Raw genomic sequence first — 20,316 nt, forward strand, 5'->3', positions numbered from 1 at the left:
AGCGAATAGGGAAGAACGCAGAAGAGTTGATGGCTACTGAACCGAAGACCTGCTTTTGTGCTGCGAGGCTCGCGATTCCAGCTTCTGGGCAAGTGAGGGTTTGGCAGGCGCTGCCGGTGGAGGGGGTTGAGTTCTATACGGCTGGGCTGATCTTCAATGACAGGGAAGAACTCCTCGACGATGGCACCTGTGTCCTCCACGGTGTCCTCAAAGGCCCCATTGTTAAAACCCTGCCGTGCCGCTTGATCCAAGGCGCTCTGGTCAAAGCCTGCGGCTTGACGGGTCTCCTCCAATTGCTTGGCTGCAAGTAAGGCATCTTCCATGCCCAGACCGCTGCGTACCGTGATGTCTACGTAGAAAATCGGTACACCGTGGCTTTGGCGAGTGGACTTACCGCGAAGACGCAACTCCAGCGGCAGGCAGGCCAGTCGATCGCCGGAGATGGCTTGCAGATAGTGCAGTCGCGCTGCCAGGGTGCGGATGCTGTTGTAGCCTGTGGTGCGAAAGACAAAGCTGCCAAGTGGATCGTCATCGCCAATCACAACGTTGAGCCGGCCGTAAGGTTTGCAGGCATTGCCTTGAGCCAGTGAACAGCCATCCGGTGAAGGGCAGGGCAACGACTGAATACCATCCTTGGTCAGACGCTTGCAGGTCTCACCATTGCCGACGCACAGCGGCCGGCCAGTATTACGGTCGAACAGGCTGTAGTCAGCCCGAAAGTTGAGGTCCGGCTCGTTGAACAGCAGCCGGATCGGAATGCTGCGCAGCTTGCCGTCCTTACCATTGCGCAGTTCTTCGTTAAGGGGATGCAGCAACCAGCCGTCACGGTTATGTAATTGGGAGGTGAGGGTAAATTGATCGTCCTTTTCTGGCAGACGCTTACCGTTCTTTTCGACGACTTTGCCGATGGAAATTCGGCCTAAAACCGGCGGTGTGATGGCTAAACCTTTGAGCATGGGAGTTCTCCTGTCACTGAAATAAAAACGCCACCGAGACCGCGTGAGCGACCAGGGTGGCATTGAAGGGAAAGGGCACGGGGATAAGGGAGGAGCGAACGATCGTTTAAGCCAGCAGAAAACGTCGACTACCGGCTTTGGTGGTCGAGTAGCGAACTTGCAGATGAGGCTTTTCTTTTAGCAGGCGGGGGATATCCAGAGCCAAGTTGTCTTTGGCTTTCTTCCACGTGATGCTGCCGGTTGCGAAGGTCGCCCGACTGGCATCGCCTATGGCCTGTTGCAGTGTTTGCTTAAGTTGAGCTTCCTGCGCCTCCTGCAGAGCAATCGACTTGCGCACGTTCTGCAGCTCGGTAAAGGCCGTGCAGAGCAGTGTGTCCTGGCTAAAGTCTAGGGTTTGTCCATTGTCGTGCGGATACAGACAGCGCAAAGCTTGCTCCGCTGAGGCCGAACCGTCTGCCGGCGGTGGGGTGTCACTGACGACGTAATCCCAGAAGAGCCGTTCCAGGTCGATCAGCCGAGCTATCAGTGACTCATCGCGCTCAATGCGATGGATTTCCAGGTGCTGACCTCCGAGCAGTACCGCCACATCCGCCGCCTGCTTGCCAGTCACGGCCAACTGGTGAATGACCTGCAACTGCACATACTCGGGCACGCCTTCTTTCCAGAGACGTGCGCCGTTTATGCCGGCGGTTTTGCATTCGAGAATCTGCACTTCTGACGCACCGATAACCTCACGGTCGATATTGGCCAGCATCCAGGCCAGTTTGGGATCAGGATGCTGCAGAACCGCATTGACCCGGCGGACCCGATGACCGCTGCGCCGGGTGTAATGGGATGCGACAATCGGCTCCAGGATGTTGCCCCAGTACGCGGGGCTTTCCTCATCCTGCGGATCGAGCATGGTTAGTAAGGTGTCACGCCCGGTTTTTTCCATCCACAGTTCCAGCTGTGATTTATAAGGGTTCAGGCCCACAGCGGCGGCGGCATCTGAACTGCCGATGCCTTGCTTGCGCACGGTCAACCAGTCCTCACGCGGCAGTTGTTTGGTGCCGACCAAGCGTAAGGCAGGACTGGGTTTAGTTCTGAGATGTAGTAGGGATTGAGAGCTCATAATCATTTCCTTGAGGCATAAAAACGCCCAACCAGCACGAAGCTGATCAGGCGTTTAGGGAGTGGAAGAACAGAATGGGGAAGGGGTTTATGAGGACAGTGAAAACTAGGCCTAAGCTGCAAGTTGTAGCGCCGCCTCCAGCGCCCGTTGCTTGAGCTGTGCTCCTTGCCCGAACCAGGCAGAGTCCATACGGTACTCGATGCTTCTCGCACGGCGTTCGTGGTCGACGTACTCCGTCACGGCGTTGAGCAGGCCCCAGGCGGTTCCTTGAGCTGACTCCAGGGTTGACCCGCGGCCCTGACCTTCATACAGGCATTGCACCTTGCGTAGCGCCCGCTCGTTGGGAAGTACTGCCGGTAGTGGCATGTTCGGATTGGCATCACACAGCACGTTCATGAAGAATCCCATGGCTTCATGCCACTGAACTTTGCGTTCAGATAGCATTCGCATCCGGTGCATGAAGTTGTCCCATTGCGAGACGGCGATACCGAGTTGCTTTTTAACTGCCTGTGGATCGAAACGCGTGCTGTGCGGCACCTTGATCGCTTTGGCCGAACCGTCCAGCGCAATAGTCAACGTGTTATTGCAAACTACCCGCACAGTTGTAGGTGTGGCCGTGGTAGCCAAGGTACCGTCACAGGAGGTGGCCAGCAGGAGATAACCATTGACCTGATCGTTGCCTCTCAAGGTCGTACCTTGGCCAGTGCGGGCCAGCGCCCAAAACTTGCGACCGCCTTTGAGTACGCCGGCCGTTTCCAGCTCGAAGCCCGATACTTCAGTGAGGTCCCGATAGAACTCCAAGACCTCGCGCGGCTGCACGACCTGGTAGCGCTGAGAAACCACGGACAACGGGGCCTTAGTATCGGAGCGGTAGAGAACCTTCTGGTCAGGGAAGGTGTGAATTGAGCCAAGTGCACCGATGCTATCGGATTTGAAATGCACCGGGCTGTCCTGGATCTTCCAGTCCATACCCGCTTCGCGCTGCCAGATTTCGATGGGTTGTTTCGGAGAAAGGCGACTACCCAGACCGTGCCAGGGAGTTGCGCCAACATAAGCCATTTGTTCAATGAGATGAGCCATGGGAATAGGTCCTTTGACAAAGGGGAGCCCCTGTTTGCATGAGAAACAGGGGCTGACTCGATGAGTTAGCGATTAGCGCTGAAGCTGTAACCGCACTCTAGGCATTGATAGTTATTCAGTACCTTGTCATCGATCTGTTCACCGAGCGTGGCCCCGGCGATACTGCCAGCGACCCCTCCAAACACCCCCCTAAAATCGCCCCAGCGACGCTCCCGATCGCGATGCCTATTGGGCCTCCGGCGACACCTAAAACAGCTCCAGCTTCGGCGCCGTACAGAGCGCCAGCTGTACCACTGGCGGCGCCGCCTGCGGCACCGATCAAACCGCCTGCTTGTTTCCCAATATTTTTCGTGACGATGCGTCCAGAGTTACAACTTGGGCAAGGGCTATACATACGCAGATCCTCTCAAATGATGAGCGTGCTAAGCGAAGTGCAGGCACGCCAAAATCCCAACTGCAGTCGATACAGGTGGGCGTTCATAGAGGTGATATAGGTCTCAAATTTTTTTGAATGTGGTCGCATTTGACAATAAGTGTCGATTTGGACGCAGTCATGGCGATAGGGGTGGCACCCGCTGGTATTTCTAAGGGGTTGGCTCGTAACGCGGTCTACACGCTGTTGATGGATTTTGGGTTCAGGGATGCGAGGACACCTTTTGCCGAAGTACTGGATCGCACGCTGAACGAACCACTTCATCCTGGATGTTATCGCGATGACTGTTCCAGGTCGTCTGTTCGGCGGCGCCGTCTGCTGCGAAGTCGATGGCAGCGCTTGGTATGAGTTGCTGATAATCCGCAGCGTACGCATTGGCGTAAACCGCACCTGGGTTCCGGGCACGTCACGCCTGCTTCAGCACCCTTGCGTAACGGACTTTCCCGTGCCGTTTCCGCCTTACACGATGGTGAGACCATGCGGCTGGAAATTCAGAGACTGGTTGTTCGGGATCTTCCCCACATTAGTAAGTGAATGCAGGGACTGCAATTCGATGGTGCGGTCCTGATTCGCCTCGGCGGGGAAATGGTCTCGGCGAATAGGACTGGCTGAAGAACCGGCAAGAATGCGCTTCGCGGCCCATGGTGTTGCTTTGCGAGATCGAGAATTTCGGCAAGATCCTGATCGCTCCAGCCAGCCTGCCGAAATTCGGCTTGCGTGTGTGGCGACATTACTTACATCTGGGCGCAAGGGACATTACCTGATTCGAGCTTCCGCCCGCTGATTTCATAGGCAATTCTCGCGACTCTCAGTTTTCGAGGTATTTAGTGCCTTTTCACACAGCCTCGACCTTAAGTGGACATCACTGAACATCTGCCTATCTTCCTGGGGCGACACCTCAAGCCAATGTCTTGAGGTAACTATTCGCCGATCCTACGATGGTCGCGCTGGCAACATTAGAAGTACACCAGTGCTTCGACGGTTCCGGTCAGTTGGTTCCGCGCATCACCCTGGCCGAAAGGACGTGCATCGTCGCGACCGTCGAACCAGTCGTAGCGCAGTTCCGGACGTAGTGACAGGTATTTGTTGAAGTCATACCGCAGCCCCGTGGTCAGCGCATTGAAGGCGCCACGAGCGGTGGAAGAGGGGAAAAGAACGTAGCCATCCGGATCGTCGAAATGTTCGGCTCGCACCGAAAACGACAAGTCTTTGCGTTGCTGGTAGGTCAACACGAGGTTCGCTCCCCACCAGTGCGCGCCATCGAAACCAGGGCCGGTGACGATGTCCACGGTCGACGCTTTGCCATCGCCCGATTGACGGCCGTAGAGCACTTCACCGCCCATTGACCACTCTTCGTTGAATTTGTGCCAGCCATTGAGCGAGTGCTGCTGCTTGAACTGGCCATCAGTCGAAATCAGTCGGCCACGCGGTGTTTGAATGTCGTTGCGACTGTCGTTTTGGGAGTCTCCGACGAGAAACTCATAATCGATCCAAGTGTTCATGTCGGGCGTTCGCCAGCGCAGTGCGCCAAGCAGCGACTTACTGTCATTGTTGTCGCGCAGGTTGCCTTGACCCTGGATCACGCCCAGTTCGGCACCGAGCAACATGCTGGAGTTGTTGACCAAGCGTTTGCCCAGCAAGAAGCCGGAGACGGCGCCGGACTCGGTCATGAAGGCATAAGAACGGCTGGCAAACGGGTTACGTGCGGCGCGGATGTTCGGCGGGATTTCGTAGCCGAGCGCCGGGCCGAAAATGCCGGCGATGGCGGTAAAGCCGCCAGCATAAGGTAGGTAAGCAGTGGCGGCGATGTTGGGCACGGCGAGGAAGTTTTGCTTATCGCGTCGGGCTTTGTCCGGGTCATCGTCACCCGGTGAATTGATTCCCCAATGCATGTCCCAGCCGTAGGTGCGGGCTTGCTGGGCGTTGCGACCGTAGGCGGTTTCGAATGTGAAGCCGAACGACGCCTCTGTGGGCGCCGGTCCCGGCAACGGGGTCACACGCGGGATGAAATTGGCCTTTAACGCCTTGTCGGCAAACAGGTGAAGGGTGGCGAGCTCGAAGCCTTCATCGCCGAACCCGGCGACGGGGGTGTTGGTTTGCCCTGACTCGCGGTCTGCGTGGGATGAGTTGTTGTTAAGGGAGTAACCGGCGTCCAGCAAGCCAGACACCTTGATGCCGTAATCGCGCTCCAGCGAATCGCCGAAAACGCCACGAAACACAGTACCTTCGCCGACGTCAGCCGGCTGGCCCGCCAAGCAATGACCCGTCGCGAGGGCGAGCAAAACCGCAACAAACGATTGAACGTTGATGTTCTTCATGGGGTTTCTCTTGTTTTTATTGGTGGGCGGCCATCCACTGGCCGCGGTGTCGGGCGTTTATTGGGTAACTGGAATAGCCGTCGTACGGTTCAGGCGCCAGAAGCCAATGACGCCGATGGCGGTGATGCTGGCGGGAATGGCGGCGGCCACCAGTAGGTCACTCGTCGACCATTGCAGCGACAGCAGCAGCGCGCCGATAAAGGGGCCGCAGATCCCTCCCAGACGCCCGATCCCCAGGGTCCAGCCGGTGCCGGTGGCACGCAGCGCCGTCGGGTAAAAAGTCGCAGTCATGGCGTTCAGTGCAGCCTGACCACCGAGGATGCCAAAGCCGGCGACGGCAATGCTCAGGTAGGCCAGATTGATCGAGGTGTAGAAGTGGCTGAAGAGGACGATGGCCACCGCGGAGACGATAAACGTCGGCACCAGTACCGCGCCAAAACCCCGACGGTCGACAAACCAGCCCAGTAGCCAGCCGCCCGCCAAGCCGCCCAGCCACATGGACGTGCCCGCCAGTACAGCCTGCGAAGGTGAATGGCCCGCGCCACTCATTAGCACCGGCGTCCACGACGCGAGGAAATACACGCAGAGCATGTTCATGAAGTTGATCAGCCAAAGCAGCAGAGTGCCAGGCAGCCTGCCATCGGCAAACAAGTGAGCGAGCGACAGGCCTTTCTTGCGCGGTTCACCGATCACCAGGGTTGTTTGTTCGCTGATTTGAAGGCCGGGCTCTATACGGGTAAGGATGGCTATTACGCGGTCGAGTTGGCGACCGCGCAGAACGCACCACTGCAGTGATTCGGGGAGTGCGAAAAGCATCAGCAGACCTAGGCACAGCGGTGCGACGGCACCCAGGTAGAAGACCGCATGCCAGCCGTACAGTGGAATCAGCGCGGCGGCAATGGCTCCGCCGACCAGCCCTCCGACCACCATCCCCGACGAGACCAGCGTCAAAAGCATCACCCGGTTATGGCGAGGGGCGTACTCCGTGACCAGTGTGGCGACGTTGGGCACGATGGCACCCATGGCGATGCCGGTAAAAAAGCGCAGGGCGAGCAGGCCGTCCACTGTCGTGGCCTTTGCCGTAAAGTACATCAGGATGGCCATGATCAGGGAGGCGGTCACCAGCACCGGCCGGCGACCGACGCGGTCTGCCACCGAGCCCAGGGCGAGTGAGCCGATCAACATGCCGAGCATGCTGATGCTGAATACCGGGCCGAGGTTGGCTTTCGCAATGCCCCATTCGGCGATGAGGCTGGGGGCGGCGTATGCCATGGCTTGAATGTCAAAGCCATCGACGACCATGCACAGGAAGCATTGGACAAGCACAAGCATCTGAAAGGCGCCCAAGCGACTCCTTTCGACGATCTCGCAGATGTCGAGTTGATTGTTCACAAGCGAATACCTCTGTTGTAATTATTTTCGGTAAGTGTTGGACGCAAGATCAAAGCAGTGGTCGGGTATTGAAAGTCTCTTTTGTGTAGGTGGGCGAAGGTGATTGATCAGGCCGCGAGCCAGGTGCTGGCCTCGGCGCGCATAGCCTGCTCCAGCTCGCTGCCACGGGTGGCAAAAACCCGTTCAAGCGGGAAGCCACTTTTATCCAACAGGTAGGCCAGCGGGGCGTATTCCCGTGGGTAGCGCGCCGCGGTTTCACGATCGATCTCTACCAGGCCCTGGGGGAACGTGAAGCTGCCCATGTCGTAGATGCTCTGACGCTTGATCAGCTTCCAGAGGCCCTGGCGTTTTTCGACCAAGTCATAGAAGCGGTTGTGCACGCTGCAACCCAGGTTCAGCCGGACGTTGTCGGCAACGATCACCGCATTGGTTTCCACCACGGCCTTGTTGCCATTGAAACTGACCACAGGTGTGCCGATCAGGTGTTTGGTGCGCAAGTCGGATTTGCCCATGCGCTTGGAGCCTTCGACGAACTCGGCGAACGGGCCTTCAAACCAGGTGATTTCAATAACCCCGTCCGGGTGCGCGAGGTTGGCCAGTTGCTCCCATTGACCCAGGTCGCGGTGCATCCATCCAGTAATCAGATCGGTGATTTGAAGTCTGTCTTCCAGGTAACTCTGCATGATTGTTCTCGGCAGGGGTGTGTTGTTGAATTCAGCATCTGCTGCTGGACAGATAACTACAAATAGATTGATATGAATGATCGATCATTAAATCTGATGGAGTTGGATGCCCATGGATCTGCGTCATTTGCGGTATTTCCTCGCGGTTGCCGAGGAAGGCCACTTCGGCCGGGCAGCCCAGCGGTTGCATATTGTTCAGTCGGCGCTGAGCATGCAGATCCGAGCTTTGGAAGAGGAGCTCGGCGGCCCGCTATTCTTGCGCACCAGTCGTCGCGTTGAGCTCACTGAAGCCGGGATTCTGTTGCGTGCCGAAGCGCAGCGCACCCTTGACCAAGCCGCGCATGCCCAGCGTGTGGTGCAGCGATCCTTGCGGGGCGAGATGGGCACGGTGCGTATCGGCTTTGCCGGCAATGCGGTATTCAGTGGTCGGTTAATGGCTGACGTCCGCGCTTTTCGTGCGGCTTATCCGGATGCTGAAGTCATCCTGCGCGAGCTGGCGCCGCAGTTGCAGGTCGAAGCCATTCAGAACGGTCAGCTGGACCTAGGTTATGCGCCCAGTCATGGCGGCCAGGCCCACGACAGAGATCTGTTGTTTGAGCGCATCGGGACATGGCCGCTGGTCGTCGCCTTACCGGAGGACCATCCCCTGGCGACCCACAAAACCTTGCGCGTGCCGATGCTCGGCGCCGAGTCGTTGATCATCTACGCCGCACACGGCGCCGACGAATACATGCTGGCTGGGTTGCGCAGGGCGCTGGGACGCGAACCCAAAGTGCAACGGACCACCAGCACCTTGAGCGTGCTGGCGCTGGTTGCCGCCGGCATGGGGGTCGCGATGGTTCCGGCGCCGTTGATGCAGGTCAAGATTCCGGGCCTGACCTACCGCTCGTTCGACGACGTGGAGCCGCACACCGACTTGCTACTCATCAGCCGCGCCAAAGAAATCGGCGGTGCAGTGCGTGCGTTTCTGCGGGTTGCCCACCAAGGTGGCGTGGCGTCTGCGGCAAACTAAAGCCTCAATCGTGCCAGCAGCGATACCAGCCGTTTTTCTCGCTGATGTGCAACGGGGTCTGGTAGAGCTCCGACAGATGTTCGCTGGTCAATAGTTCCGATTTAGGGCCGTCCGCGAAAATCTGTCCCTGCCTGATCAACACCACTCGCTCGATTTCCGGAATTATCTCGTCAACATGGTGGGTGGTGATGAGCAATGACCGGCCCTCACTGCAAAAACTTTGTAGCAGCGTCAGCATGGCCATGCTTGCACCCATGTCGAGGCCGTTGGCCGGCTCATCGAAGATCAGCGCCTGGGGCTGATGCACCAGGGCGCGAGCCAGCAACAGACGCCTTTTCTGCCCGGTGGAAAGGCGCTGGAACATGCAGGATTCATCTTGCGAAATCCCGAGACTAGCCATCATTACACGTGCCTGCTCAACCTGAAGGTCGGTCGGTTGCAGATGTTCATGAATGCCGATGGCACCGAAAAAACCAGAAACCACAACGTCCAGTGCACGGGTGTAGGGCGTGTAGTCCTCTTGTAGGTCCTGGGACACGAAGCCGATCCTGTTGCGCAGTTGCCACAGGTTCAGGGTCTCGCTGCCGAACAGCTTCAGGTAACTGCCGTCCTGAGCGACGGGATAGAGTTCCCTGTTGATCAGTTTCAGCAGGGTACTTTTACCCGCGCCATTGGGGCCCAGAATGGCCACGCGCTCCTGCGGTCCGATCTTCAGGCTCAACTGGTCGAGCACTCGGGTCTGATGCTGATATGCAGTGACTTGATGGAACTCGATCATTTGAAAAACCTTGCAGAAAAAAACGCAGAAATAGTCGGGCTAGATGCGAAATCTGTCGATAAGTCCGCGCAGACCTGCGGCCAGCTGTGACAACTCTTCGCTAGTCGAGTGTATCTGTACTGCGCTGGCCGAGGTGTGTACGGACAGATTCTGGATGTTGACCAGGCTGCGGTCGATTTCCCGAGAGGCAAGAGCCTGTTGTTCTGAAGCGCTGGCGATGACCACGTTCATCTGGCTAATCGTCTCCACAGCCACGGTCACTTCTTGCAAGGCCGACTCTGCTTCCTGGGCAATGCCTAGGGTCGAATGGACACGATCGGTGCTCAGTTGCATGGACGATAGCGCGTGTGTCGCCACGTTATGCACTGAGCTGACCATCTGCTCGATTTCCCCGGTTGATTGCTGCGTCCTGAACGCCAACGCTCTAACTTCCTCGGCGACGACGGCGAATCCGCGACCCGCTTCGCCAGCCCGGGCGGCTTCAATGGCCGCATTGAGTGCCAACAGGTTGGTCTGCTCGGCAATCGACCGTATCACCTCAAGCACCCGGTTGATCCCGGACACACTGCCTGCAAGCTCCTGGACTCGAGCCGCTGTAATCGAGATGCCCTGAGTCAATGCCGAGAGCGACTCGAGGGTCTGCATGACCCGGGCCTTTGCGGTTTGCGCCGCTGCATCCGTGGTTCCTGAGGCAAGCGCCGTTGCCGATGCGTGCCTCGCCACTTCATCAACGGCTGCGGTCATTTCGTTGACTGCCGCGGCGGCCTGTTCTATTTCCTTGTTCTGCTCCTGAAGTCCGCTGGTCGTTGTCGCGATCACGCCATGAAACTGCTGCGAAGACAGCGCCAGTTGGGTGGACGAACCGGTTATGCGCAAAACAGTGTCGTGAAGATGAAGCTGCATGGTCTTCAACGCTTGAAGCAATAAGGCCGGTTCGTCGTTCCCCGTATCGTTGATAGCGGATGTCAGGTCACCGCGCGCGATATTCTGCGCGACCTTGAGAGCCTCGAGCAGTGGCTGGTTGATACTTCGGGTGTAGAGCGTCGCCAATATGACCGTCAACAGCGCAGCGAGGGCAATAGCCGCGATGACGCCCGTCACCACGCGCTGGCGGGTTTGTTGTTCGAGCTCGGCCACCTGTTGGTATTGCTGCAGGTAAAAATCCAGCAATTGACCGGAGCGTGCGCCCAGTTCAATGGCAAATTTGTCGATAGGGCCATTGAGAATATCAGTGGCTGCCTGACGCTGACCTTCGCCTGCCAGCCGGATGACCTCGAGCTGTTCATGACGGAACGCCGTCGAAGCGTCCAAATAGCGTTGAAAAATCTCCCGCTCCGACGATTGGCGAAGATGCGCGGTAAACGCATCTTGCTGCTGGCGAACATTTTCGAGTACTTGCATCAGCGAATTCTGGTTGGCTGTCAGGGCCGCTGGGTCCCGCAGGGCGACCATTCGGAAGGTCATGATTCCGGCTCGATCTTCCGCATTGTTCAGCGCCGCCAACCGGATGATTCCAGGAACCCAGACCTCTCTAATCGCGTCGGACTCCACACTCATTTGCTTGACCATGCTCAACGAGAACAATCCGAGCAGCAAAACGACCAGGCCACACAGGCCAAAGCCAAAAATCGAGCGCGGTGCCAACTTCATTTTTCTGAAAAACAACGGATTTTCCTCAAAGAAGGAATGATTCGGCGCCAGCTTGTGGCCAGCGCCGTTATTTCAATGAAGCTCTATCGGGATAAATCAGTGCCGAGTGATCGTGGCACTCGGCACCGGCATGCACACCTTGTGCATGACGGGACGTGTCGCTTTATGCAGACACGCCATTCCGACATCCTGTCGCTCCCCGGGAGGAGTGAATGTATTAAACGCTGTCGATGCCCTCGGCGGCAGTTGCAGAAACTTTGGTCGGGGCGGTTTCGCGCAAACAGGTCGCGACGAGCAGCCCGACCAGCACAGCGCCGAGTGCCAGATACATAGTGTTTTCGATGCCGTGATGCTGGGCGATATACCCCGCGATAGCCGGCGCTACGCCGCCACCAAAAATCTCACCGATGCCTACCACCAGACCGGTGGCGGTGGAGGTCAGTGCTGCTGGAACGGACTCGCTGGTGAGCGGCCCTACGGTCATGCAGATCATGCTGAAGTTGAAAAAGATCGTCAGGAACAGCAACGCGAACAATTTCACCGGCTCAGCGCCCGTGCCCATCAGCAACCATAGAAAAACCCCGGTAGCTACGAACGAGATGAGCACCACCGGTTTGCGGCCGATACGGTCCGATACCGCCGGCATGATCAACTGTCCGAGAAAACCACCGAGGCCGATGGCCGACATCACAAACCCCATCTGCTGCACTTGCAGGTGCAAATAGTCCATCAGATAGTTGGGCATCATCACGCTGATGACGAACAGACAGGTAAGCATGCAAAACATGCCGACGATGTTCAGCCATACATTGCGAAAGCGCAGGGCATCCAGCCAGCCCGAGTGATCGGCGCCTGTGCGTCTTTCGACTTTTGGCGGCGGCACGGCGCGGGTTTCCCGCAAGTGTCGATACATCGCCAGGGCCAACAGGAAGCCCGGCAACGACACAATCACAAAGACCCAGCGCCAGGACGGCACCACCTGCAGTAGCTGGGTGGCCAGAATTGGCGCGAGGCCCAGACCCAGGATCGGGAAAAACGCCTGCTGGATGCCGATGTTCATGCCGCGCCGGGCAGGGTGCGATGACTCTGCCGTGGCCGCCAGTGCCGTCGGCGTGAAGGCGCCTTCGGAGATGCCCATGATTGCGCGAATAAGCATCAGCCCGCCGATACCGGTTGCCAGGCCGGAAAGCCCTGCGAGTAACGAGAACACCAGAACGGCCGGGATCAGGACTTTGCGCCGGCCGATTCGATCGGACAGCCGTCCCATGAAAATCGAAGAAATGCCCCAGGCCAGCCCCAGGACCGCAGTCACATTGCCGAGGTCCTGATAGTCCAGGCCGAGGTCTTTCATCATCACCGGGAACAGCGGCAGGATGATGAACCGATCCAGGCCCACCAGGCCGAAACCCAGTGCCAGCAGGGCCACCGCTTTGAACTCGTAGCGAACATCCCACGCATGCTTATTGTTGTTCATGGTTGTTACTCGGATGGAGTTAATGGAGGCAGCCACATCAGCAACCCGGCTGCCAGAGCCTTAGAAATAAACCAGCGCTTCGACCAGTCCGGTCAGTTGCGTGCGGTCACGCCCAGCGCCGAACGGGTGGTCGTCGGCATTGCCATCGAACACGTCGTAACGCACTTCGGGACGCAGCGAGATGTACTTGTTCAGGTCATAACGCAGGCCGGCGGTGACAGCGTTGAAATTGCCGCGCGCTGTGGAGGCGGGCAGCAGGACGAAGCCGTCAGGGTCGGCAAAATGCTCGGCGCGTACCGAATACGAAAGGTCCGGTCGTTGCTGGTAAGTGAGCACGGCGTTGGCACCCCACCAATGCGCCCCATCAAAACCGGGACCGTTGATGATGTCGACTGTGGTGGCTTTGCCGTCGCCGTCCTGATGGCCATAGACCACTTCGGCGCCCATCGACCAGTTCGAGTCGAAGCGGTGCCAGCCGTTAAGCGAGTGCTGCTGTTTGAATTGACCGTCTGCCGAGACTAGGCGTGACGTCGGCGCCTGCACATCGCTGAAACTGTCGTTCTGTTCATTGCCGAGAATGAATTCATAGTCGATCCAGGTCTGCATGTCGGCGGTGCGCCAACGCACGGCCCCCATCAGCGACTTGCTGTCGTTGTTGTCGCGCAGGTTGTTCCAGCCCTGCACCACCCCCAGTTCTACACCGAGAATTCCTGATTCGCCGTTGTACAGGCGAGTGCCAGCTGGACACCGCCGACCGTACCGGGCTCGCTGACGAAGGCGTAGGTCTTGCTGGCGAACGGGTTGCGCGCGGCACGGATGTTCGGCGGGATTTCATAGCCGAGAGCCGGGCCGAAAACACCGGCCATGGCAGTGATGCCGGGACCGTAAGGTAAGTAAGCCGTCGCGGCGATGTTGGGAATGGCGAGGAATTTCTGCTTGTCTCGCTGAGCTTTCGCCGGGTCATCATCGCCCGGTGAGTTGACGTCCCAATGCATGTCCCAGCCTTGGGTGCGGGCGAATTGCGCGTTACGGCCGTAGTTCATTTCGAAGGTGAAACCGAAGGACGCTTCGGTCGGCGCCGGGCCGGGCAGTGGAGTGATGCGCGGAATCATATCGCCCTTGAGCGCCTTGTCGACAAACAGGTGCAGGCCGCCCCATTCCAGGCCTTCATCGGCGAAGCCCACCAGCGGCAAATTGCTCAAGCCATCCTGACGCTCGTCATGGGTCGAGCGGTTGTTGCGTGAATAACCGACGTCAAACAAACCGGAGACGGTGATTCCGTAGTCCTTTTCCAGCGTGTCACCGAACAGGCTGCGAAACAGCGTACCTTCACCCGTCTCAGCGGGCGAAGCGGGTTCAGCGGCGTGGGTATTAAGCGTCGCGAAGGCGGCTAGAACCGCACCAAGCGTTTTTACCTTGATGTTGTGCATTGTCTGTCTCTTGTTTTTGTTGTCAGAACTTGAAAAAGGGGGGGCGTCCCTGCCCATTAGAAAAAGCAGAAATCAGGCGTTACAAGTCCTGGCGCCATTAGCAACGGGCTGTTGACCTGCATTCTGTTGCAATTGCTGACGTAACGAATTGAGCAGTTTCGGCAGTGCCGAGAGCTCACCCACACCGCCGTAGCAGTAGTAGTCAGGGCGCACGATGACTGCTTTGAGTCCAGCTTCAGCCATGAACTGCAAATATTTACCGGAGACGTCGCGGTAGATCCCTTTGGCGCTATCCGCTTGCGGCGCAAGTCGCACAACTTGCAGGCCGTAGTCGCGAATAAACGCCTGCTGCTGCGCGTCGAGCACCGCCAACGGGTCTTCTTCACCGCGCACCAACAGGTGGAAACCGCGCTGAATCACTTCGTCGTAGCGATTCACCTGTCCATCGATTTCAATCGATCCGTGTACCCCAAGGATGCCGCGCAATTGGCTTTCCTCCTGCAACAGGCCGTCGGTCAAACCCGGGAATGGTGGCAACGGCGCCACATTGCCGCTCAAGTACGCGGCGTCACGCTCGGCAGCCTCTACCGGGTCCGAGACGCACACCACTTTGCCCATTGCCATGGACGCTTCGATCACCGCACGAATCTGCGGTTTGCGTTCCAGCGTGTAGCTGTCCAGCAAACTATTGTCTGCCAGCCCACGCAATAGCAGGTCTAGGCGCCAAGACAGGTTCCACGCATCGCGGATCCCCGAACACATGCCTTGGCCCATGAACGGCGGCATCACGTGGGCCGCATCGCCAGCCAACATCACCCGGCCGCTGTGCCAGTTGTCGGCAATGCGCGAGCGGAATTGATAGACCGCGTGGCGCACCAGATCGGCGGTGTCCGGCGTGACCCAGCGCGATAGCAGCGACCAGACCTTGTCAGTGTCTTGCAGGTCCTCGATGGTTTCGTGGGGCAGGCGCATGAATTCCCAGCGGCGATAACCTGGGCCGCCGGGAACCATGGTGGTCGGACGCTCTGGGTTGCACCATTGGCCGATGTCCGGCACATCCAGTTCTACGCCCGGTTTCGGTTGCAGGTCGACCACCAGCCAATCTTCCTGGAAGCCCAGATCCTGCCATTCAATACCCAAGGACTGGCGCACGAAGCTGTTGGCACCGTCGGCACCAATCACATAACGCGCACGAACGCTTTGCTGCTCTTCGCCCAAGGAAAACTTGCCGTCTTCGCGAATCACCCGGTTGAGCACCATGTCGCAGCCATTGGCATCTTGCTTGAGCGCGGTAGCTTCCCAGCCCTGATGAACCTGCACGCTATTGATGCTTTTGGCTTTACGATCCAGCGCCGCCTCTAGCGACGGCTGATTGAACAGGTAGCCGAAGGGGCCGTCGCTGATCGATTCGGCCGACCAGTCGATCTCCACCAGCACTTTCCAGTCGGCGTTGAACCATTGATAACGCGCTGAGGGTTGGGAGATTTTTGCCAGCTCTTCACCCAGCCCCATTGACAGGAATATCCGCCGAATTTCATGGTCGTAAAAAACCGCGCGAGGCAATGGATAAAGCGCTGGCCAGCGTTCGAATACGGCGACCGAATAACCCATTTGCCCCAAGAGAATGGCGATTGTCTGGCCGACTGGGCCGTAACCAGCGATGGCGACATCGACTGTGGTGTGCTTATTCATGACTGTGCCTCGTTTACTTCGCAGTGTATGTCCAGGCATGGCACGGCCGTCGCGCGATCGGGAAGACTCGCGCCATGCAGGAATATCAGGTCAATGGCTGTGCGACAGGGAGACTCAGGCGGGGGCCGGGGTGTCCGCTTCAGTGTTAAAAATGAAGTTGTCCGGGACGGACGGGCCCCAGAGGTACAGGGAGTTTTCCGGCGGGTAATCGCCGGCGGGCCATTGACTGCCTTCGCCGATGTAATCCATGTCTGCCGAGTATTCGCAGAACGAGCCCCACGGATCCTGTACATAGTGGAAGTAGTTCGAGCCCAGGCAATGGCGCCCGGTCCCCCAGCCTTTGCTGTGGCCAGCAGCGGCCATTTGAGCGGCGCCAGTGCCGACTTCATCGATGCTGTCGACTTCCCACGCCGCATGGTGCCAGCCTTTAGCGCTGCTTTTGGCGAACGCCACAAGGTGATGATCGCAGCCGTGCGGGGCGTGACTGAAGGCGATGATGTCCAGCGACTTGTCCGAAAGTTTCAGGCCTAGCGCTTGCTCGTAAAAATGCAGAGCACCGAGCACATCTGGGGTGAACAACAGAACATGAGACAAGCGACGAGGGCGAACTTGCGGGAGCCCGTCCCGCGTCGTTGCGCCGCGATGGTCGGCAGGCGTGCTGGTGTTGCAATGAGCTGACTTCTGGTCGGGCATGGTTTTCTCACCGACCTTGACCTGCAACAAGTTGCCGTCCGGATCGCGGAACCAGATGCCGGCTTCTTGACGGTCTTCAAAGCGACCGCCGGCGAGCTCGATTTGCTGGCGCAGCGCGTCGAAGTCCTGTTCGTAGCAATTGAAACTCAGATACGCCAGTGACTTGGAGGCGGCAGGGAGGATTTTCGCCCATGCATGGCCGTCCGCTGCTCGCAGAAGGAGTTGCTGCGGTTGACGTTCAACTTGCAGACCAAAGCTTTCGAAGAATTGGCAGGCTTCGTCCAGCGAGGGAACGTTCAGCGCGTAATGATCAATCGAATGCACACCATGGGACATGCTCATGATTGCCTCCATTGTTAATTATTGTAGTTATTGCACGCAGGGTGTGAGGACAGCCCTGCGCAGAGTTTGAAGCGTGCGGGGTCAGGCTTCGTCAACCACCGGGTTTACCAGTTTGCCGATGCCTTCAATGGACACCTCGACGATATCGCCAGCCTTTAAATACACTTTCGGATTCATCCCAAAACCAACACCTGCCGGGGTGCCGCTGACAATCACGTCGCCAGCTTCCAGCGTTACCGCCTCAGAGAGTGTCGATATGATGGTGGCCACGTCAAACAGCATGTCGTCGGTGTTCGCAGATTGTACGACCTTGCCATTAACACGAGTTTCCAGCAGCAGACCTTTACCGCCGGCGGGCAATTCATCAGCGGTCACCAGTACCGGGCCAAACGCGCCCGTGTCATCGAAGTTCTTGCCGACCGTCCACTGGGGCGAGATGAACTGGTAATCGCGCACCGAACCTTCGTTGAACAGCGCATAACCGGCGACGTGTTCAAGCGCATCTTCCTTGCGAATGTGGCGACCACCGCTCTTGAGCACTACGGCCATCTCACCTTCGTAGTCGAGGGTGTCGGAGATGCGTGGGCGAATCAGCGGTTGATTATGCGCCGTCAGGCTGGAGTTCCAGCGCGGGAACAGGGTCGGATAGGTCGGTTGGGCGTAAGGCGATTCTTTGGTGTGGTCGGCGTAATTTAGGCCGACGCAGACGATTTTTGTCGGGTGGGCCATCAATGGCAGATAAGCGTCTTCGGCAATCTCCATCAGGGCGCCGTTGGCTTGGGCGCCGTGAGTGGTCAGGTCGACACCACGGGCTAGCAGCGACTCAAGAGATTCGGCACCCAACACGCGTACACCTTCGGCAGTGACGACACCCAGGACTGGTTGGCCTTGATTGAGGAAGCGGACGTAGCGCATGTCGGTATCTCTTGTAGGTATTTAGGGTTCGGTCGTGAACAGGCCGACCGTCTGGTCATAAAGCTAAAGCCAAAAAAATATACGGTCAATAGAAAAATATATATTTATGTGAATGTGAGAAATTTTAGAGTCTGTGTATGATTCTTTAGAACATAGCGACATAGGAGTCGACCGTGAATTCCCCCCTGATCAATTGGCAATCCGTTGAGACCACGGAAAAACGTACGATGGCCTCGCAACTCGAAGCACGGATTCGCCAGGACATCATCAATGGTCAACTGGCTCCGGGCATCCGTTTGCGGCTTAAGGAGCTGGCTGAGGCCTACGCTGTGGGCGTGATTCCTCTGCGCGAAGCGTTATCGCGTTTGGCTAGTAGTGGGTTCGTTTCGGCGGCGGATCAAAAGGGGTTCAGCGTCGGCCGAATTTCTGCTGCCGAAATCTCCGACATCACCGCCGTACGCTTGCATGTCGAAAGCAAGGCGTTAGCAGACTCTATTAATCATGGTGACGTTGAATGGGAAAGCAGGGTGATCGCTGCTCATCACAGGCTCGATCGTCTGTCTATCGTTGAAGGTCCGGAGCGTCTGCTCAAGCCTGAGTGGGAAAACGCTCACGAAAACTTTCATCAAGCACTGATCTCCAGCTGCAATTCTCCAACCTTGCTGCGCTTGTGTTCGTCACTGCGTGACCAGACGGCGCGTTATCGATTCTTGTCGATGCACTACGCCGAGAGCAGCCATCGCGATGTGCCCCATGAACACCGCCAACTGATGGATGCCGCATTGGCCAAGGACATTGGCAAAGCGTGTGAGTTGCTCTCCCGACATTATCAAACCACCACTGATTCAGTGCTCAAGCATGCGCTTCTGAATGAGGTTTGATGCTTGCCCATTAAAGGCGAGCACAAGGCTTCGATCATGGAGGGAATATGCTTGAGGTCAACTTCGGCCTGATTGAGCAGCCATTCGTAAATCGATCCAGTCAGGAGTGTTTTGACGGATGTCGCGATGGCCGGAATTTGCTTACAAGGCGAGCCGTCGGCCTCCTTGAAGCGCATGCTCAATGCTGCAACCACGTAGGTCTTGATGCGGTTCAAGATGCGCGTTAGCCGGCAATACACCAGATAATTTTCGTGGACCAGTTCTGTGCGATGCAACAGGATCAGGGTGGTCCGGTGCAGTCGGGGATCACTAACGATTTGCTGTAATCCAGCGCCCAATGTCATCGACAATTGCTTGACCGTCGGTGCCTGCCGCAAGCCGTTGAAGTGCGCGGGTAGTTGATCCCAAGGCAGTGGAGCACGGTGCAGCACTGCGTCGAGCAACGCCTCCTTGTCTTTGAAGTGCCAATAGATTGCGCCCCTCGTCAATCCAGCCTGTTCGGCGATCTCTTGAAAAGTTGCTTGGGCGTAGCCGCGGCGGCTGAAGACTTCTTCAGCAGCATCCAGCAGCAAGCCGAGTGTGATCTCGACGTCTTCTTTACGTTTTCTGACCATCATCGTTTCCCTTCAGTACTCACCTGCGAGCTTGGAGATGGAGGCTTTACATGCCTCCAATGCTTGCCGAAATTCGTTGGCGCGCATCTCGAAGCGTGATGTCGGCGCGACGACCGCAACAGCATGCGGCCCCATGAATGTCGGAATCAGAATGCTGCATGCGCTAATGCCGACGGTATGTTCCTGATTGTCGATCGCGAAACCGCTTTGGCGTATTTGCTCCATCTCTTCGAGCAGGGACTGGATGCCGTGAGTGGAATCCGTCAGCTTTTCCGGTGATTGGCCCAGTACTTCAAGAATCTGCTCATCGCTCAGAGTCGACAACAGCGCCTTGCCATCGGCCGTCGCGTGCATCGGCATTGAACGGCCCATGGGAAACACAACGCGCAACTCGCGCTCAGCAATGACTCGGTCGATGACGTTGGTTTGCTGCCCACTGATGCAGGACAGAGTGACGCTTTCGTTTAGCTGTTCCGACATCTCTTCAAGCGACTTGCGCGCGATCGAGATGATGTCGGTGTGGGTTTGGTGAATGAGTTGGGCCAATGCCGGGCCGAGACGGAATCCGCTGCCTGGTCGAATCGGCTCGACCATCGATTCGGATTCCAGGGCACTGACGATGCGTTGCACGGTTGAACGCGCTAGCCCCACTTCCTGAGCGATTGCTCCCAGGCTCAAGCCTCGCGGGTGGCTACCGAGCACGCGCATGACCGAGCAGGCACGGGCGATGACCTGAATCCCGCCACTGCGACTTTCGTCCATTTCGTTTTTTTCTTTCGACTCACTCATGTGCTTTCTCGGTACCGACATGTCAGGTGGCTGGACGGGAACAAGGTGTCAGTTTACAGGCTTGAGGGCTCTG

General features: G+C 57.6%; 15 protein-coding genes and 3 pseudogenes. 2 read left to right on the forward strand and 16 right to left on the reverse strand.

The genetic code is table 11. The features are described from left to right. Positions 1-33: 33 nt before the first annotated feature. From NK667_RS31260 to NK667_RS31290, 7 genes and pseudogenes are all read right to left on the reverse strand, one after another. Positions 34-956, reverse strand: a pseudogene (locus tag NK667_RS31260) (recombination directionality factor). A gap of 106 nt (positions 957-1,062) precedes the next feature. Continuing rightward, positions 1,063-2,067 carry a YqaJ viral recombinase family nuclease gene (locus tag NK667_RS31265; protein WP_054616761.1) on the reverse strand — a complete coding sequence of 335 codons (1,005 nt, stop codon included), beginning with the start codon at positions 2,065-2,067 and terminating at the stop codon, positions 1,063-1,065. A 111-nt stretch (positions 2,068-2,178) separates the two neighbouring features. After that, positions 2,179-3,147, reverse strand: a complete 969-nt coding sequence (locus tag NK667_RS31270; protein WP_047335639.1) for a DUF932 domain-containing protein — start codon at positions 3,145-3,147, stop codon at positions 2,179-2,181. A gap of 65 nt (positions 3,148-3,212) precedes the next feature. Next, a pseudogene (locus tag NK667_RS31275) lies at positions 3,213-3,541 on the reverse strand (hypothetical protein). 995 nt (positions 3,542-4,536) lie between these two features. After that, positions 4,537-5,898 (reverse strand): outer membrane beta-barrel protein, encoded by a 1,362-nt coding sequence (locus NK667_RS31280; RefSeq protein WP_054616759.1) that lies wholly within the window; start codon positions 5,896-5,898, stop codon positions 4,537-4,539. A 57-nt stretch (positions 5,899-5,955) separates the two neighbouring features. Continuing rightward, complete coding sequence (locus NK667_RS31285; RefSeq protein WP_054616758.1) at positions 5,956-7,290, reverse strand: MFS transporter; 1,335 nt, start codon at positions 7,288-7,290, stop codon at positions 5,956-5,958. Positions 7,291-7,397: 107 nt separating this feature from the next. Further along, entirely contained in the window at positions 7,398-7,973 is a 576-nt protein-coding gene (locus NK667_RS31290; protein WP_054616757.1) for a nuclear transport factor 2 family protein, read from the reverse strand. 112 nt (positions 7,974-8,085) lie between these two features. Here NK667_RS31290 and NK667_RS31295 point away from each other — a divergent pair, with 112 nt between their 5' ends. Continuing rightward, complete coding sequence (locus NK667_RS31295) at positions 8,086-8,985, forward strand: LysR substrate-binding domain-containing protein (RefSeq protein ID WP_054616756.1); 900 nt, start codon at positions 8,086-8,088, stop codon at positions 8,983-8,985. Positions 8,986-8,989: 4 nt separating this feature from the next. On the opposite strand, the gene NK667_RS31300 is transcribed toward NK667_RS31295, so the two are convergent. From NK667_RS31300 to NK667_RS31330, 7 genes and pseudogenes are all read right to left on the reverse strand, one after another. Beyond that, a complete protein-coding gene (locus NK667_RS31300; RefSeq protein ID WP_054616755.1) occupies positions 8,990-9,763 on the reverse strand; it encodes an ABC transporter ATP-binding protein in 774 nt (257 codons plus the stop codon). Between the two features lie 39 nt (positions 9,764-9,802). Beyond that, positions 9,803-11,428, reverse strand: a complete 1,626-nt coding sequence (locus NK667_RS31305; RefSeq protein WP_236708649.1) for a methyl-accepting chemotaxis protein — start codon at positions 11,426-11,428, stop codon at positions 9,803-9,805. Between the two features lie 202 nt (positions 11,429-11,630). Further along, positions 11,631-12,887, reverse strand: a complete 1,257-nt coding sequence (locus NK667_RS31310; protein WP_054616754.1) for an MFS transporter — start codon at positions 12,885-12,887, stop codon at positions 11,631-11,633. A 60-nt stretch (positions 12,888-12,947) separates the two neighbouring features. Continuing rightward, positions 12,948-14,317: pseudogene (locus NK667_RS31315) on the reverse strand (outer membrane beta-barrel protein). A 72-nt stretch (positions 14,318-14,389) separates the two neighbouring features. Then, complete coding sequence (mhpA, locus tag NK667_RS31320) at positions 14,390-16,009, reverse strand: bifunctional 3-(3-hydroxy-phenyl)propionate/3-hydroxycinnamic acid hydroxylase MhpA (RefSeq protein WP_054616752.1); 1,620 nt, start codon at positions 16,007-16,009, stop codon at positions 14,390-14,392. Positions 16,010-16,123: 114 nt separating this feature from the next. After that, positions 16,124-17,044 (reverse strand): VOC family protein, encoded by a 921-nt coding sequence (locus NK667_RS31325; protein ID WP_054616751.1) that lies wholly within the window; start codon positions 17,042-17,044, stop codon positions 16,124-16,126. Positions 17,045-17,125: 81 nt separating this feature from the next. Further along, the gene (locus tag NK667_RS31330) at positions 17,126-17,959 is read right to left on the reverse strand and encodes a fumarylacetoacetate hydrolase family protein (RefSeq protein ID WP_054616750.1); all 834 of its coding nucleotides are present in this window, start codon (positions 17,957-17,959) and stop codon (positions 17,126-17,128) included. 173 nt (positions 17,960-18,132) lie between these two features. Between NK667_RS31330 and NK667_RS31335 the strand changes: the two genes are divergently transcribed. Continuing rightward, positions 18,133-18,840, forward strand: coding sequence for a GntR family transcriptional regulator (locus NK667_RS31335; protein ID WP_054616749.1), 708 nt, complete (start codon positions 18,133-18,135; stop codon positions 18,838-18,840). On the opposite strand, the gene NK667_RS31340 is transcribed toward NK667_RS31335, so the two are convergent. Both NK667_RS31340 and NK667_RS31345 read right to left on the reverse strand, forming a co-directional pair. Further along, the gene (locus NK667_RS31340) at positions 18,789-19,454 is read right to left on the reverse strand and encodes a TetR family transcriptional regulator (RefSeq protein ID WP_054616748.1); all 666 of its coding nucleotides are present in this window, start codon (positions 19,452-19,454) and stop codon (positions 18,789-18,791) included. The two genes, NK667_RS31335 and NK667_RS31340, sit on opposite strands and share 52 nt — an antisense overlap. 12 nt (positions 19,455-19,466) lie before the next feature. Continuing rightward, positions 19,467-20,243 (reverse strand): IclR family transcriptional regulator, encoded by a 777-nt coding sequence (locus tag NK667_RS31345; RefSeq protein WP_054616747.1) that lies wholly within the window; start codon positions 20,241-20,243, stop codon positions 19,467-19,469. Positions 20,244-20,316 lie beyond the last annotated feature (73 nt).

Source organism: Pseudomonas nunensis, assembly GCF_024296925.1.
In the GTDB taxonomy this organism is placed as follows: domain Bacteria; phylum Pseudomonadota; class Gammaproteobacteria; order Pseudomonadales; family Pseudomonadaceae; genus Aquipseudomonas; species Aquipseudomonas nunensis.